This is a genomic window from Chitinilyticum litopenaei DSM 21440 (assembly GCF_000428145.1).
GTDB classification, from domain to species: domain Bacteria; phylum Pseudomonadota; class Gammaproteobacteria; order Burkholderiales; family Chitinibacteraceae; genus Chitinilyticum; species Chitinilyticum litopenaei.
Genome location: NZ_ATZJ01000001.1, coordinates 301,797 through 317,976 on the forward strand (window position 1 = coordinate 301,797; position 16,180 = coordinate 317,976).

Here is a 16,180-nt window from a genome sequence, read left to right on the forward strand (position 1 = left end):
AAAACAGCGGAACAATCACGACCCAGGCGGTAATATCCGGGTGCGGCTTGCGCTGCACACAATTCTTACAACGAAGTATAGAGGTTTTACGCATGGCCACGCTGCTGCTCATCGACGGATCGTCCTACCTGTATCGCGCTTTCCACGCGATCCGTGAGCTTTCGGCGCCGGACGGCACGCCGACCAATGCCATCTACGGCTTTGTGAACATGCTGAAAAAGCTGCGGGAAACCACGCCGGCCGATTATATCGCCTGCGTCTTCGATGCCAAAGGCAAAACCTTTCGCGACGACATCTACCCCGAATACAAGGCGCAGCGCCCGCCGATGCCGGACGAGCTGCGCGTGCAGATCGATCCCATCCACCAGGCGGTGGCGGCGTTCGGCCTGAAAATCCTGATGGTCGACGGCGTCGAGGCCGACGACGTGATCGGCACGCTGGCCATGGCCGCAGCCGAACAGGGCATCGAAACGATTCTGTCGACCGGCGACAAGGACATGGCGCAGTTGGTGAACCAGCATGTGCGTATCGAAAACTCCATGAGTGGCGAAGTGCTCGACGAAGCCGGCGTGTTCGAGAAATTCGGCGTGCGGCCCGACCAGATTGTCGATTACCTGACGCTGGTGGGTGATACGGTCGACAACGTTCCCGGCGTGCCCAAGTGCGGACCGAAAACGGCGGCAAAATGGCTGGCCGAATACGACACGCTGGCCGCGCTCGTGGCGCAGGCCGACACCGTGAAGGGCGTGGTCGGGCAGAACCTGCGCGACAGCCTGGCATGGCTGCCGACCGCGAAGACGCTGGTGACGATCAAGTGCGATGTCGATCTGGCGAGCGAGCTGCCCGACGGCATTGCCGATCTCGCGCCGCACAGCGAAGACTGGCCGACGCTGCTCAATCTGTTCAAGCGCTTCAATTTCAAGACCTGGACCCGCGAAGCCGAGGCCAGGCTGGCGACGCCCGCCAGCGCCGCCATGAGCAGCGGCGACCTGTTCGGCGATGTGAGCGAGGCCGATGTCGCCCCGGTCGAAACTCCGGCCGCCGCCCCGCCTGCTGGCCCGGTCGAGCGCCATTACGTCACCATCCAGGACGAAGCCACGCTGGCGCAATGGCTGGCGAAACTGCAGGCCTGCGAGCTGGTGGCGCTCGATACCGAAACCACCAGCCTGGATGCCATGCAGGCGCGGCTGGTCGGCATGTCGTTCGCGGTGGCCGATGGCGAGGCGGCCTATCTGCCGCTGGCGCATCGCGGCCCCGATTGTCCCATCCAGTTGCCCTTCGATGAGACCCTGGCCAGACTCAAGCCGTGGCTGGAGTCGGCCGCACACAAGAAGGTCGGCCAGAACCTCAAGTACGACCAGCATGTGTTCGCCAATCACGGCATTGCGCTGGCCGGCATCCAGGATGACACGCTGCTGATGTCCTACGTGCTCGCCAGCCACCTGCGCCACAATATGGACGACCAGGCCGAGCGCGAGCTGGGCGAAACGACGATCAAGTACGAAGAGGTGTGCGGCAAGGGCGCGAAGGCCATCGGCTTCGACGAGGTCGAAGTGACAAAGGCGGCAGAGTATGCGGCGGAAGACGCCGATATTACTCGGCGTCTGGCCTATACCCTGCTGCCGCGCATCACTGACCGGCTGGCCTATGTGTACCGCGACATCGAGCTGCCCAGCCGCGACGTGCTCTATGCGATGGAGCGCCACGGCGTACTGCTCGACTCGGCGCTGCTGGCGCGCCAGAGCCACGAAATCGGCCTGCGGCTGGTCGAGCTGGAGCAGGAGGCCTACACGCTGGCCGGCCAGCCCTTCAACCTTGCCAGCCCCAAGCAGATCGGCGAAATCTTCTTCGAGCAGCTCAAGCTGCCGGTGGTGAAGAAAACCCCCAAGGGCGCGCCATCGACCGACGAAGAGGTGCTGGAAGAGCTGGCGAAAGACTTCCCGCTGCCGCGCGTGCTGCTGGAGCACCGCGCGCTGTCGAAGCTGAAATCGACCTACACCGACAAGCTGCCGCAGATGGTCAACCCGGCCACCGGCCGCGTGCACACCAGCTACAACCAGACCGTCGCGGTGACGGGGCGGCTGAGCTCCAGCGACCCCAACCTGCAGAACATTCCGGTGCGCACCGCGGAAGGCCGGCGCATCCGCGAGGCCTTTATCGCGCCGCCGGGGCATGTGATCGTGTCGGCGGATTATTCGCAAATTGAATTGCGCATCATGGCCCACCTTTCCGAAGACGCGAACCTGATGCGCGCGTTTGCGGAGGGTATGGACGTGCATCGCGCCACCGCTGCCGAGGTATTCGGCTGCACGGTGGATGAGGTCACGAGCGAGCAGCGCCGCTACGCCAAGACCATCAATTTCGGCCTGATCTACGGCATGAGCCAGTTCGGTCTGGCCAGCCAGCTGGGCATCACCCGCGAGGCGGCGAAAACCTTTATCGAGCGCTATTTCCACCGCTTCCCCGGCGTGGCCGAATACATGGAAAACACGCGCAACACCGCGCGCGAGCAGGGCTATGTGGAAACCGTGTTCGGCCGGCGGCTGTGGCTGCCCGAGATCAAGTCGCCCAACCCGATGCGCCGCGCCGGCGCCGAGCGCGCGGCGATCAATGCGCCCATGCAGGGCACGGCGGCCGACCTGATCAAGCTGGCGATGATCGCCGTGCAGAACTGGCTGGTGAACGAGAAGCTCGCCAGCCGGCTGATCATGCAGGTGCACGACGAGCTGGTGATGGAAGTGCCCGAAGCCGAGCTGGACCTGGTGAAAGCCGAATTGCCGCGCCGCATGGCAGCGATTGCCGGGCTGAACGTGCCCTTGCTCGCCGAAGTGGGCGTGGGTGCCAACTGGGAAGAGGCGCACTGAGCAAACGACGCACCCGTGCGGCACACGCTCGCACGGGGCAGTCTTTTTAAACCATGGTGCGCCAAGTGCAAGCCCTGTCAGCCAGCCGGATCCCCGCTGACAGGCAGGGCCGGTTTTGCAAAAGCCGCGCGCCCCTGTTTGGCTGTGGCCTCGCGGCAAACGCGGGTCTGCAAGCCTGATTCATCAGTAAATGCTGCATTGCAAATAGCAGTTGTACGCCGGCCATGCTGTTCTACAGTGAAATCCTGACGAAAATTGAAAAACAAGTCAGGTTTTCAGGGCAAGGAGTTTGGCATGCAGCACGCTCTTCCACCTTATTCCCGATTGCTGGCCAGCATGCTTGCCGGCTTTGCCGTCCAGAATGCGGCCATGGCGTTTTCCGCCAGTGACATCCGCACGGTTTCCCACATCGGTCAGCCCTATGTCGGCCGCATTGCCTTGCAGCTGGGGCCCGATGAACAGCTCAGCGAGCGGTGCATCCGCGTGATTCCCGACGGCGGGGATCTGCCCAGCATCGGGCAGGCGCAGGTGCAGCTGATCGAGCGCGACGCCGGCGCGACGCTGGTGGTGCGCTCCTACAATGCCGTGGGCGAGCCGATGGTGGGCTTCCTCGTCGAGCTGGATTGCGGCCAGATTCAGTGGAGCCGGCAATTTACCGTTTTTCTTGACCCCGCCCCGGTTCCCGTCGAGGCGCCGACGACGGCTGTCAATGTCAGCCCGCCGGTGGTCACGCGTGGCGGGCGGCTGATGAAGGAAGACACCACGCTGGCCGAGCTGGCGGCGCGCCGCAATCAGCCCGGTACGGCGGCCTATCGCCGTGATCTGGCCCGCCTGCAAAAGGCCAATCCGGACATCGGCGATCCCGATGCCACGATTCCGGCTGGCAGCCGGGTGGTCATTCCGGCCCGGCCGCGTCCGGCTCCGGTCAGCAAGCCGGCGACCAGCACGGCCAGTGGTGTGCCCGCCGGCCCCAGCCTGACGCTCAGCGAGCCCGGCGTTGCTGCCGGCAAGCCGCGCCTGTCGGCTGCGCCGATCAAGGATGCCAATTACATCGCCGAGCTGGAGCGCAAGGTGGCGCTGATGGAAGAGCTACAGGGCAAGCTCGAGCTTGAGGTGGCCCAGCTGCAGACGCGACTGAATGCGCTGAACGCCAGTACCGCGGCACTGGCCAGCGCCACGGGCCAGCTGGCCGTCGCCAGCCAGGCGGCCTCGCCTGCCGCGCAGGCCGCCGCGCCCGTCAAGCCAACGGCAGAGACGGCGCCCAAGGCCACGCCACGGTATCAGGCGCCGGGTATGGGGCAACTGGGCTGGCTGGCACTGGGCGGCGTGGTGCTGGGCGGGCTGATCGGTTTCTGGGTCTGGCGCATGCGCCGGCGGCGCCGTGAAGACTGGGATGACGACCAGATCGCCTCCAGCTTTGCTGCTGCGCGCACGGCGGTGATGACGCAGCTCGCCATGCGCGCGGCCCGCAGCAAGGATGAAAGACTCACGCAGCAATCGCAGTTCCGTCACACCATCATGCTCAACGGTATCGAAGTTGCTGACGCCGATGTGTCGCTGATGGATCGCGCCACGCTGCTGATTTCGCAGGGCGAGATCGATGAGGCGATCGAGGTGTTGCAGGAGGCCATCAACGAGTCGCCCAAGGATGTCGAGCGCTGGCTGATGCTGTTCCGCCTGTTCCGCCAGCAGGCGATGAAGTCCGACTACGCCATCCTCGCGCGGCGCTTCCTCAACCAGCCGCACGACCACGACGACTGGGAGCTGGTGCGCAATATCGGTGCGCGGCTCGATCCGGAAAACCCGCTGTACGAGCGGCCCGCCAGGGAGGCGGCGCCCAAGGCCGAGCCGCCCAGGGCCGAGCCGGATCTCGCGCTGGATGCCGAGCGTGCCCTCGCTGCGGCTTCGGGTGAAACACCCCGGGCAGCAGCGGCTGCCGCAGAAAAGGATGCGGAACTGATGGACTTCTTCAGCCATCCCGACACGCATTTGCCCGAGAAAAAGCCCTATGGCGAAATCCAGCCACCGGAAGCCATCTCGCTGGACTTGCCGCCGCTGGAGCTCGACACGCCCGACAAACCGGCCGAAGGGCGCTCGCCCATCGACCAGCTGGTCGACAAGAAATCCGGCTGAGACCGTTTTCCCGGAGCCACAAGGCGGCCATGTTAAACTGGCCGCCTTTTCCTTTGCCTGCCGGAGCCCGCCGTGAGCCAGCCCATGCCGTCCCGAGTCGTGATCGCCACCCGTGAAAGCCCGCTGGCGCTGTGGCAGGCCAAACACGTGAAGGCCTGGCTGGAGCAGCGCTATCCGCAGCTGCAAGTCGAGCTGCTGGGGATGACCACGCAGGGCGATCGCATTCTCGATGTCACGCTGAACAAGATCGGCGGCAAGGGCCTGTTCGTCAAGGAACTGGAAGCCGCCCTGCAGGATGGTCGCGCCGATCTGGCCGTGCATTCGATGAAGGATGTGCCCATGGTGCTGCCCGAAGGTTTTGCGCTGGCCGCCATCGGCGAGCGTGAAGACCCGCGCGATGCCTTTGTCTCGAACCGGTATCAATCGGTCGACGAGTTGCCCGAAGGCAGCGTGGTCGGCACCGCCAGCCTGCGCCGCGAAGCCCAGCTGCGCGCCCGCCGGCCCGATCTCGTCATCAAGCCGCTGCGCGGCAATGTCGGCACCCGCCTGAAAAAGCTCGATGACGGCGAATTCGACGCCATCATCCTCGCCGCCGCCGGGCTCAAGCGCCTGGGGCTGGCTGAGCGCATCGCCAGCCTGATCAGCGTGGATGACAGCCTGCCCGCACCGGGCCAGGGCGCGCTGGGTCTGGAAGTGCGGGCCGACCGGGCCGATTTGCTGACGCTGCTCGCACCCTTCAATCACGCGCCGACGGCGGCCTGCGTCACGGCCGAGCGCACGCTGTCGCAACGCCTCAATGGTTCCTGCCAGGTGCCGCTGGCGGCGTATTGCACCGTCGAGGACGAACACTTTCTGCGCCTGCGCGGCCTGGTGGCCTGGCCCGATGGCAGCGCCAGCGTCTACGCCGAATCGAACGGCACGCTGAAATCCGCCGCGGCGCTTGGCGGCCAGGTGGCCGACCTGCTGCGCACCGAGGGGGCCACGCCGATTCTGCACGCCCTGGCGCAAGGCGCATGAGCCTCGCCACCCGCCGCATCTGGGTGACACGTCCGGCCGGGCAGGCAGCGGTGCTGAGCGCGCTGTTGCAGGAGGCCGGTGCGGAGGTGTTTGCGCTGCCGCTGCTGGAAATACACCCGCCCGAGAATGCGCAGCCCCTGCAGGCAGCGCTGGCGCAACTGGCCAGCTATGATCTGGCGATCGCGGTCAGCCCTTCGGCCATTTCGGCCGTGCTTGCCGCCTTGCCCGCGGGCTGGCCGGCCACACTGCCGCTGGCCGTGGTGGGGCCGGGCAGCCTGCGCAGCGCCCAGGCTGCCGGCATACATAACCTTGTATATCCGGAAACCAGCTTTGACAGCGAGGGCTTGCTGGCCATACCCCGCATGAATGCCGTGGCGGGCCAGCGCATTCTGCTGCTGCGCGGCAACGGCGGGCGTGACTTGCTGCCGGATACGCTGCGCGCACGCGGCGCCAGCGTCGAGGTCGTGCAGGCTTATCGCCGCGAGCCGCCGCAGCTGACGCCCGGCCAACTGCTGCTGGAACTGCAGCGCGGTTGTGACGCCATGCTGGTCACCAGTTCGGAAGCCGCGCAACACCTGTTCCGGCTGGGTGGAGCCGCAGCGCGGCAATCGTTACAATCGCAGCTGTATTGCGTGCCGCATGCGCGCATTGCCGAAGCGCTGCAGGCCGAAGGAGCCGGGCAGATCCTGCTGTCGGCGACCGGCGATGCGGCAATGGTCGCGACCCTGCAGCAACATTTTGCCTGAACGCTTCAAGCGGCAAGCACTGCCTTTTACTGACCCTGTTTGACGACTGGAACAACCATGACGCAGGAACAAGCAAGCGATTCCCTGGCTTCCGCCCTGAAACCGCCGGCGCGCCGCAAGGGCGTCTCGCCCGCCATCGTGCTGGGTGGCGCGACCTTGCTGGCGGTGGCCGCGCTGTGGTTCAACCAGCAGCACGAGCTCAACCGCCTGCGCGAAGCCGTGGCCAGCCAGCTTGCCAGCGGCGTGAGCCAGCAGGCCGAGCAGCAGAAACTGCTGAAAGCGCTGCAGGAGCAGCAAGCCCGCCTCCAGCAGCAATTGCAGCTGGTGGCCGGCCAGCAAACGGCCACGGCCGGCCAGCAAGCCAATCTGACCGCGATGTACGAAGCACTCACGCGCGGCGAAACGCAGCGCGGTCTGGCCGAGGTCGAGCAGACGCTGAATTTCGCCAGCCAGCAATTGCAGCTGGCCGGCAACGTCAATGCCGCGCTCACCGCGCTGACTGCCGTTGACCAGAAGCTCGCGCAGCTCAATCGCCCGGAGCTGATTGCGCTGCGCCAGGCCATCGCCCGCGATACGGCCGCGCTGAAAAGCCTGCCCTTTGTCGATCTGGTCGGCCTGAGCGCGCGGCTGGACAACCTGACCAATCAGGTTGACGTGCTGCCGCTGGCGCTCAACGACGCCCGCTCGGCCAGCATCCCGGCCCCGGCGGTCGGGCAGGCTTCGAAACTCGAGCGCTTTGGCGCCGAGGTCTGGCATGAACTCAGCCAGCTGATCCGCATCCGCCGCCTCGACCGCCCCGACGCCGTGCTGCTGTCGCCCGAGCAGGCCTTTTTCCTGCGCGAGAACATCAAGCTGCGCCTGCTCGACGCGCGCACCGCGCTGCTGATGCGCAATGATGCCGCCTACCGTGCCGACCTGGCCGCCGCCCAGCGCTATGCCGAGCAGTATTTCGACGGCCAGACCCCGGCCGCGCGGCAGTTCCGCAGCGAACTGGCCAGCCTGCAGCAGCAGAATGTCGTCATCGAGCTGCCCACGCTGGCTGCCAGCCTCGCCGCCGTGCAGAACGCCCGCCTCGCCAGTGAAAAGGTGACGCCGTGAAAGCCTTGTTGTGGGTGATTGGCCTGTTTGCCCTGGCCGTGGGTCTGACCCAGTTTGCCGAGCTCAACACCGGTTATGCGCTGCTGATCGTGCCGCCCTGGCGCATCGAACTGTCGCTGAACCTGATGATTGTGCTGCTGGTGGCGACCGTTGCCGTGCTCTATCTGCTGGTGCGCCTGCTCGTCGAGCTGGGCGGCCTGCCCGAGCGCGTCAAGCGCTACCGCCTGCGCCGTCGCCAGGAAGAAGCGCTGAGTCTGGAGCGCGGCGCGCGCCTGGCCTTTTTCGAGGGCCGCTACCAGCGCGCCGAACGGCTGGCCGGCGAAGCGCTCAAGCTGTGTGACGACCGGGAAACCTATGCGGTCAATGCCCTGCTGGCCGCCCGCGCAGCGCATGCCATTCGGGATTTCGAGCGCCGCGACGCACTCTTTGCCGCCCTGCAGCAGAAACTGGGCAGCGAGCACCTCGCCACCGCCATGACCATGGCCGAGCTGTATCTGGACGAACGCCGCTATGCCGACGCCGATGTCGCACTGGCGCGCGCGCGTGCGAATTCGCCCAAGCTCACCGCCGCGCTCAAGCTCGAGCTGCGTCTGCGCCAGCGCGAAGAAAAGCACGATGCCGTCATCCGTCTGGCCGAGCAGCTGCTCAAGAGCGAGGCCATCGATGATGATCAGGCGCTGCGCCTGAAACGCCAGGCGCATCTGCTGCAATTGCGCCAGCAGACGCTGACGCTGCGCGAGCTGAAGGACTGGTGGAAAAAGCTGCCGGCCAGCGAGCAGCTCGACGCCCTGCTGGTGGGCGAGCTGGCGCGTGCCTATGTGGCGCTGGGCGAAGGTCACGAAGCACGCCTGCTGATCGAAAAAGCCCTCACCGACGGCGAATGGTCGAGCGAGCTGGCGCTGATCTACGGCCAGCTGGAACTGGATGACCAGGAACAGGTCGGCCAGCTGCAAATGGCCGAAGCCTGGCTCAAGCAGCACCCCGATGACGCCGACCTGCTGCTGACGCTGGGGCGCCTGTGCCGCCGCCACTCCCTGTGGGGCAAGGCACAGAACTACCTCGAAGCCAGCATCGCCGTCGCGCCGTCCGCCGTCGCCCACGCCGAACTGGCCGCCATGCTCGAAGGACTGGAGCGCGACGACGCCGCCAACCGTCATTACCGCGCCAGCCTGAGCCTGGCCCTGCAAAAGGGTGAAATCGGTGTCTGACGGGTATCCAGCTATAGCCATTTCCCTGATTGGGCTATAGGGCTATCCATTGCCGGGTATGTTGCCGGTTACTGCTGATCCTGTACTTTTCGACCGCCAGCAAGGGCGCCCGGGCCAACCGCCCCGGCGCCCTTGCTGTTTTCTGATCAAGGGTTGCCTGCGCAAATCCCGAGCAGAAATGCATAGTTGGACTGCAGAGCGTGATTCTGGTCGTGGCTCATGATTCGTCATAACGCGAAAGAAACTGGAAGGACTAATCCTGCTGATTATCAGTCACGCCCCCCCGGGGCGCTGCCGTTAATCAGTGGGGTGCTAATAGTGAGAAAACACTCAGGACGTGCCAATCAGTAACAGAAAATCAGGGGTAAAAATTATTTTTTCAGTCAAAGGATTTTTATGATTATTGCAGATTCACAACTCGCTCTGTCTGATGATGATTTCAAGAAGTTGGGTGGTCTTGTGGGGGCTGATCTGCCTGCTTCTTTTATTCTGCACTATAAATTCAGTAATGGTGGTTATCCTGAAGAAAATCATGTGAAAGGCGAGGAGAGTGATTTTTCGTTTCAGGGATTTTTTCCGATCAGGTATGGGCAACAAACGGTAGAGACTATTCATGCAGATATTCTCGAATGGGGTGTTGTCGATAAGTTCATTCCATTCGGATTTGATGATGGTGGAAATGTGTTTTACATTTCACTTGAGCCCTGCTTTGCAGGTAATGTTCTCCTGCTGACAGCGGATTCACATGATGTATTCAAAGTGTGCAACAGCTTTGATTTTTTTCTAAATGCGCTTGAATTTAGAGATGCATGATTTGCTGCATGAAAATTTCATGCCGATCCCTGGCAATGTTGTTTTATGCACCAGCGTCGCCGTTTTTTGACTGTACCGCAGTATATCGGTGTGCCACGCGCAGGTGCGACGTGCCCGCAGCACGGCACGGCTCCGTGTTGTATCGCAGCTTTGCCAACGGCGCACCGCTACAGTTTTTGCAACATGGTTGCGCAACCAGGTTGCATTAACTATCCTGAGCGCCTTTGCCGGCTTTCGTCCGGCCCATGCCTCAGGAGCGCCGCATGACCGATACCCGCTTGCCCGTTACCGTGCTGTCCGGATTTCTGGGCGCCGGCAAGACCACCTTGCTGAACCACGTTCTCGCCAATCGCGCCGGCCTGCGCGTCGCCGTGATCGTCAACGACCTCTCCGAAGTCAATATCGACGGCGAGCTGATTCATCAGGGCGGTTTCCGGCGCGGCGAGGAAAAGCTGGTCGAAATGTCCAATGGCTGCATCTACTGTACCCTGCGCGAAGACCTGCTGGAGGAAGTGGCCAGGCTGGCGCGCGAAGGGCGCTTTGACTACCTGCTGATCGAATCCACCGGCATTGCCGAGCCCATGCCGGTGGCGGAAACCTTTACCTTCCGCGACGAAGCCGGGCAGTCGCTGGCCGATCTGGCGCGGCTCGATACCCTGGTTACCGTCGTGGATGCCCACAACTTCCTGCGTGATTACGCCAGCAGCGCAATGCTGGCCGAGCGCGGCGAAAGCCTCGGCGAGGAGGACGAGCGCACCGTGGTCGATCTGCTGATCGAGCAGGTGGAATTCTGCGATGTGCTGGTCATCAGCAAGCCCGATCTGGTCAGCGCCGACGAGCTGGCCCGGCTGCAGGGCATTCTCGCCGCACTCAATCCGCGCGCGCGCCAGCTGGTGGCGCAGGATGGCCGCATCGACCCGGCCGCCATTCTTGGCACCGGGCTGTTCGATTTCGACGCCGCGGCCAATGCGCCGGGCTGGCTGGCCGAACTACGCGGCGAGCATGTGCCGGAGACCGAGGAGTACGGCATCAGCAGTTTCGTCTGGGAAGCGCGCAAGCCGCTGCATCCGCAGCGTTTCTGGTCGCTGATCCAGCGCGACTGGCCGGGCGTGCTGCGCTCCAAGGGCTTTTTCTGGCTGGCCAGCCGCCCCGATTTTGCCGGCAGCTGGTCGCAGGCCGGCGGCGCCTGCCGCCATGGTGCTGCAGGCCTGTGGTGGGCTGCCGTAGCACCGGAAGAATGGCCGGACGACGACGCGCAGCAGGCCGAAATTGCCGAGCGCTGGGATACCGATTTTGGTGACCGCAAGCAGGAAATCGTCATCATCGGTTGCGGCATGGACGAAGCCGCCCTGCGCGCCGAGCTGGATGCCTGCCTGCTCACCGAGGCCGAGCTGAATCAGGGCGTGGCCTACTGGCAGCGGCTCACCGACCCCTTCCCGCACTGGGCAGTGGCCAGCGCGGAGCCGGCATGACCGCCACGCTGATCCGCAACGCCCGCCTGGTCAATGAAGGCCGCATCACTGCAGCGGATCTGCGCATCCGCCACGGCCGCATCGAGCGCATTGCCCCGCAGCTGGCCGCCTTGCCCGGCGAAACCCAGTTTGATGCCGCCGGCGCGTGGTTGCTGCCGGGCATGATCGACGACCAGGTGCATTTCCGCGACCCCGGCGCGCCGCACAAGGGCAGCATCGCCAGCGAATCGCGCGCAGCGGTCGCGGGGGGCATCACCAGTTTCATGGACATGCCCAATACCCAGCCGCCGACACTGACACTGGACGCGCTCGCTGCCAAAAAGGCGATTGCCGCCGCCGCGTCGGTGGCCAATTACGCCTTCCATTTCGGCGTCAGCCACGACAATCTCGACACCGTGGCGCGGCTCGATCCACGACTGGTGGCAGGCGTCAAAGTCTTCATGGGTGCCTCGACCGGCAATATGCTGGTGGATGACCCGGCCAGCCTGGAGCGTCTCTTTGCCAGCTGCCCGACCATCCTGCTGGCGCACTGCGAAGCCACACCGCGCATCCGCGCGCGCGAAGCAGACTGGCAGCGCCGCTATGGCACCGCGATTCCGGCCGATCAGCACCCGCTGATTCGTGATGAAGAAGCCTGCTGGCAGTCGTCCAGCCTGGCCGTCGCTCTGGCGAAACGGCATGGCACCAATCTGCATGTGCTGCACCTGACCACGGCGCGCGAGCTGGCCTTGTTCGAGCCGGGCCCGCTGGCGGGCAAGCGCATCACGGCCGAAGTCTGCGTGCACCACCTGCTGTTTGACGACAGCGACTATGCCCGCCTCGGCCACCTGATCAAATGCAATCCCGCCATCAAGAGCCGTGCCGATCGCGATGCCCTGCGTGAGGCGCTGCTGGCTGGCCGGCTGGACATCATCGGCACCGATCACGCGCCGCACACGCTGGCGGAAAAGCAGCGCGACTACCCGCAGGCGCCCTCCGGCCTGCCGCTGGTGCAGCATGCGCTGCCGGCGCTCTTCGAACTGGTGGCCGATGGCGTGCTGCCGCTGCCGCTGCTGGTCGAGAAAACCAGCCATGCCGTTGCTGAACGCTTTGCGATTGCCGAGCGCGGCTATCTGCGCGAAGGCTACTGGGCCGATCTGGCGCTGGTGGAGGCGCTGCCACAGCCACAGGCCGTAGCGGACGAGCCGGTGCTGGCGCACTGTGGCTGGACCCCCTTCAGGCACCACCGTTTCCGCCATCGCGTGCGCAGCACCTGGGTATCGGGCCAGCTGGCCTGGCATGACGGGGTGCTGCAGAGCGGCTGCCAGGGGATGGAGCTGGAAATTGCACGCTAGCGATCGGCAGCAATGCCGGTTCGGCTACCTGATTATTGATCCGGCCCTCAGAAGTTTGAATTTCCCTAGGAGCGAGCTTGCTCGCGAAGCGTTGCTGATCGCGAGCAAGCTCGCTCCTACGAGTGAAAACATCAGAGGGCGGGATCAATAGTCAGCCAGCTCAGCAACTCGTCATGCCGGCGTCCCACGGGGATTCCCTGCGGTCAAGGCCGGCATCCAGAGCACCGCTCGAACAGGCATTGCAGCTCGATTCCCGCTTTCGCGGGAATGACGAATTGTTCTTTGCTGAGGTAGCTACCCAATCAGGTCTGACTATGGGTATATGGCTGCGACCTTTTTTGCTGATTGGTTGCAGTCATATACCTGCTAGGTCGGCAATTTCAGACCCACGCTGGTGATCTTCCCGCCTTCAATTTCGTGCACGGTCAGCGTCACGCCGCCCAGTGCCACGTGCTCGCCGATGGTGGGGGCGCGGCGCAGACTGGCGGTGATCCAGTCGGCCAGCGTCTGCTCCGGATCACCCGGTATGGCGCAGCCGCAGAACATCGCCACATCGCCCAGCTGCGCATCGCCGTGCAGGTAGAATTCGCCGAAGAAGCGCCGTGCGCTGAGCTGGCTTTCGCTGCGCGAGGCGGCAAAGCGCTGGCCCAGTTCCGGCAGCGCCGGCTCGTCGGCGGCCAGCAGTACCAGATCCCCGGCCTGCAGCACCAGCCCTTCCTCCGGGTGCAGCAGCATGCCGCGCCGCCACACGCCCAGCGCCTCCGCCAGCCCCGCGCGCACCGGAATCGCGGTGCTGGGCAGGCCGGCGACTTCGGCATTCGGCGCCACGCGATACTGCACCAGCAGCCAGTCGTTGTATTCGCTGCCATGCACCGCATGCTGGGCCAGCGGGTCGGGGTGGCTGGGCACTTCCACCTTCAGGAGTCGCGCCAGCCAGGCAATCGTGCTGCCCTGGATCAGCAGCGAGCTGACGACCACCGCCAGCGCGGCATCGAACATCAGCATGGCGTGATCCACGCCGGCCATCAGCGGAAACACCGCCAGCACGATGGGCACCGCACCACGCAGCCCCACCCAGCTGACAAACAGCAGCTCGCGCCAGCGAAAGCGCAGCGGCCACAGGCACAGCAGCACGCTCAGCGGCCGCGCCACCAGCATCAGGAACAGCGCAATCGGCAGCAGCAGCGGCAGCTCGGTCACCACCCGCGACGGCGTCGCCAGCAGGCCCAGCAGCAGGAACATGCCAGCCTGCGCCAGCCAGGCCATGCCATCCATCACCTGCAGGCTGTGCTCGCGCGCTTGCAGGGGGCGGTTGCCGATCAGCATCCCGGCACAATACAGCGCCAGAAAGCCGCTGCCGCCCAGCTTGGCCGTCGCGCCAAACAGCGCCAGCGCGCTGCCCAGCAGCACCAGCGGATAAAGGCTTTCCGGCAGGTTCAGGCGGTTGACCAGCCGCCAGATCAGCCAGCCGCCGCCGCCGCCGCACACCAGACCGATGCCGAACTGGCGCAGGAATTCCAGCCCCATCGCCCCTGGCCCCATCTGCCCCGAGGTCAGCGTGGCGATCAGCACGATCACCAGAAAGATCGCCATCGGATCGTTGATCCCCGACTCGATTTCCAGTGTCGCGCCCACGCGCTCGTTGAGTTTCACGCCCGAGCTGCGCAACAGCGCGAACACCGCCGCCGCGTCGGTCGAGCCGACAATCGAACCCAGCAGAAACCCCAGCGGCAGCGACAGGCCCAGTATCCAGGCGGCAAAGACGCCGGTCAGCCCGGCCGTGACGGCCACGCCGAAGGTGGCCAGCAGCAGCGCCGGTTTCAGTGCCACGCGAAAGGTCGAGAAGCGCGTGCGCAGCCCGCCATCGAAGAGGATGACCGCCAGCGCCAGATTGCCAACGGTGAAGGACAGGCCGAAATCGTTGAACACCAGCCCGCCGGGGCCGCTGTCGCCGGCCAGCATGCCCACGCCCAGAAACACCAGCAGCAGCGGCGTGCCCAGTTTGGCGGTCAGCGAGGTGGCAATCATTGCCACCAGCAGCAGGACACCGAAGAGCAGGGCAAGGGCATTGACGTCGGTCATGGGAGCGGCACGCGGTAAATGGCGGAAGTCGGCAAAAGTGTCTGGAAGTATATCGCTGCAGCCCATGGCCCGTATGGGCTTCGGGTCGCTACATGGTGGTGTATTGGCGCGTCGTAGCGCGTCTGGCAAAAGCCGGCAAGTGGCACGCTCCATGCATGGTAGGGCTTTCCTTTCCCAGGAGGCAATCACCATGCACATCCTCAGCAGCCAGCTCACCCTTGCCGGCGAGCATCAGCTTGAACGCAGCGTCAGCAGCACACAAACGCTGCAGACGGCCAGTGACCCGTTTGCCGCATTCCTGCAGCAGCGCCTGCAGGCCATGACGGCCCCCGCGCCGGCCAGTTCCCCGCCCGGCGCCACCACCGCCGACAGCGAAGCGGCGCGCCGCCGCTGCTTCCAGTCGCTGATCGCCCTGCTGTTCGGCGACCGCACCCCGTGCGGCTGCGCAGACGCGGCCAGCCCGGCTGGCCAGACCAAGTCCGCACCCGCCGCGCCGGCGCAGCTGGCGCAGGGGCTGGCGGGACTGCGGCTGGAAACGACGACGACCATCAGCGAAAAGGAATCGTGCAGCTTCAGCGCCAGCGGCGCGGTCTGCCTGGCCGACGGCAGCCGCCGGGAGTTCGACCTCGATTACGCCTTCAGCCGCGAGCGCAGCTACACCAGCACCACGCGCGCCAGCCTCGGGCCACTGCAGGACCCGCTGGTGCTCGACCTCGGCCCGGCCGGCAGCGCACTGGCGGAACAAAGCCGCGAATTCGACCTCGACGCCGACGGCAAGACCGAGCGCGTGCACCTGCCCACCGGCTACGCCGCCGTGCTGTTTCTCGACGGCAATGGCAACGGCCGCGCCGACGACGGCAGCGAGCTGTTCGGCCCGCGCACCGGCAACGGCTTTGCCGAACTGGCGCAGCTTGATCGTGACGGCAACGGCTGGATCGACGAGGCCGACCCCGACTTTGCCCGGCTGAAACTGTGGCAGGCCGGCAGCGAGAAGGTGCAGACGCTGCGTGAGGCCGGTGTCGGCGCACTGGCGGTCGACCACGCGGCGACGCCGTTCGCGCTGTACGGTGACGGCGAATTGCGCGGCCAGCAGCGCGCCAGCAGCGTGTGGCTGGGGGAAAACGGCGGTGTGGGCAGCGTGCGCCAGGTTGATCTGGCGGTGAAGAAAGAGGACAAGGGCTAAGGCCATACGGCCCCGCTTTGAGATGAATGCCAGGCACGCCGGGGTGATGGGAAGGCTTTCGGCAAGCAGCCATTAATCGTGGTGGCTGGATGTGTATTGCCATGTAGCCCTTTTAGGGTATTGCCCTCTGGGCAATACCCCTCTTTTTCTGACTGCCTTGCCAGCGCGGTACTCCATCACACTGGCATCCCATGGGGGCCTGCGATCTAAGCCGGTGGGATGGTACCTTG

11 protein-coding genes are annotated in these 16,180 nt (G+C 65.0%); 10 read left to right on the plus strand and 1 reads right to left on the minus strand.

Annotated features, from left to right (window positions below):
• Positions 1-92: 92 nt before the first annotated feature.
• The 9 genes from polA (at position 93) to C515_RS0101515 (ending at position 12,685) form a co-directional block, all read left to right on the plus strand.
• On the plus strand, positions 93-2,864 hold the full coding sequence (gene polA, locus C515_RS0101475) for a DNA polymerase I (protein WP_028454080.1): 2,772 nt from the start codon (positions 93-95) through the stop codon (positions 2,862-2,864).
• Positions 2,865-3,158: 294 nt separating this feature from the next.
• Complete coding sequence (locus tag C515_RS0101480; protein WP_144290294.1) at positions 3,159-4,997, plus strand: type IV pilus assembly protein FimV; 1,839 nt, start codon at positions 3,159-3,161, stop codon at positions 4,995-4,997.
• Between the two features lie 84 nt (positions 4,998-5,081).
• Complete coding sequence (gene hemC / locus C515_RS0101485) at positions 5,082-6,014, plus strand: hydroxymethylbilane synthase (RefSeq protein WP_043647622.1); 933 nt, start codon at positions 5,082-5,084, stop codon at positions 6,012-6,014.
• On the plus strand, positions 6,011-6,760 hold the full coding sequence (locus C515_RS0101490; protein ID WP_028454083.1) for a uroporphyrinogen-III synthase: 750 nt from the start codon (positions 6,011-6,013) through the stop codon (positions 6,758-6,760). Before hemC ends, C515_RS0101490 begins: the two co-directional genes overlap by 4 nt.
• Positions 6,761-6,817: 57 nt before the next feature.
• The gene (locus C515_RS0101495) at positions 6,818-7,858 is read left to right on the plus strand and encodes a uroporphyrinogen-III C-methyltransferase (protein ID WP_028454084.1); all 1,041 of its coding nucleotides are present in this window, start codon (positions 6,818-6,820) and stop codon (positions 7,856-7,858) included.
• A complete protein-coding gene (locus C515_RS0101500) occupies positions 7,855-9,066 on the plus strand; it encodes a heme biosynthesis HemY N-terminal domain-containing protein (protein WP_028454085.1) in 1,212 nt (403 codons plus the stop codon). The genes C515_RS0101495 and C515_RS0101500 overlap by 4 nt, the downstream gene beginning before the upstream one ends.
• Before the next feature lie 396 nt (positions 9,067-9,462).
• Positions 9,463-9,879, plus strand: a complete 417-nt coding sequence (locus C515_RS22885) for an SMI1/KNR4 family protein (protein WP_081686683.1) — start codon at positions 9,463-9,465, stop codon at positions 9,877-9,879.
• 263 nt (positions 9,880-10,142) lie between these two features.
• The gene (gene zigA / locus C515_RS0101510) at positions 10,143-11,351 is read left to right on the plus strand and encodes a zinc metallochaperone GTPase ZigA (protein ID WP_028454087.1); all 1,209 of its coding nucleotides are present in this window, start codon (positions 10,143-10,145) and stop codon (positions 11,349-11,351) included.
• Positions 11,348-12,685, plus strand: coding sequence for a dihydroorotase (locus tag C515_RS0101515; RefSeq protein WP_028454088.1), 1,338 nt, complete (start codon positions 11,348-11,350; stop codon positions 12,683-12,685). The genes zigA and C515_RS0101515 overlap by 4 nt, the downstream gene beginning before the upstream one ends.
• Positions 12,686-13,051: 366 nt before the next feature.
• Here C515_RS0101515 and C515_RS0101520 read toward each other — a convergent pair whose 3' ends face one another.
• Entirely contained in the window at positions 13,052-14,767 is a 1,716-nt protein-coding gene (locus C515_RS0101520; protein ID WP_028454089.1) for a potassium/proton antiporter, read from the minus strand.
• A 190-nt stretch (positions 14,768-14,957) separates the two neighbouring features.
• On the opposite strand from C515_RS0101520, the gene C515_RS19015 reads away from it, so the two are divergent.
• Entirely contained in the window at positions 14,958-15,950 is a 993-nt protein-coding gene (locus C515_RS19015) for an SPM autocatalytic domain-containing protein (protein ID WP_051304503.1), read from the plus strand.
• Positions 15,951-16,180 lie beyond the last annotated feature (230 nt).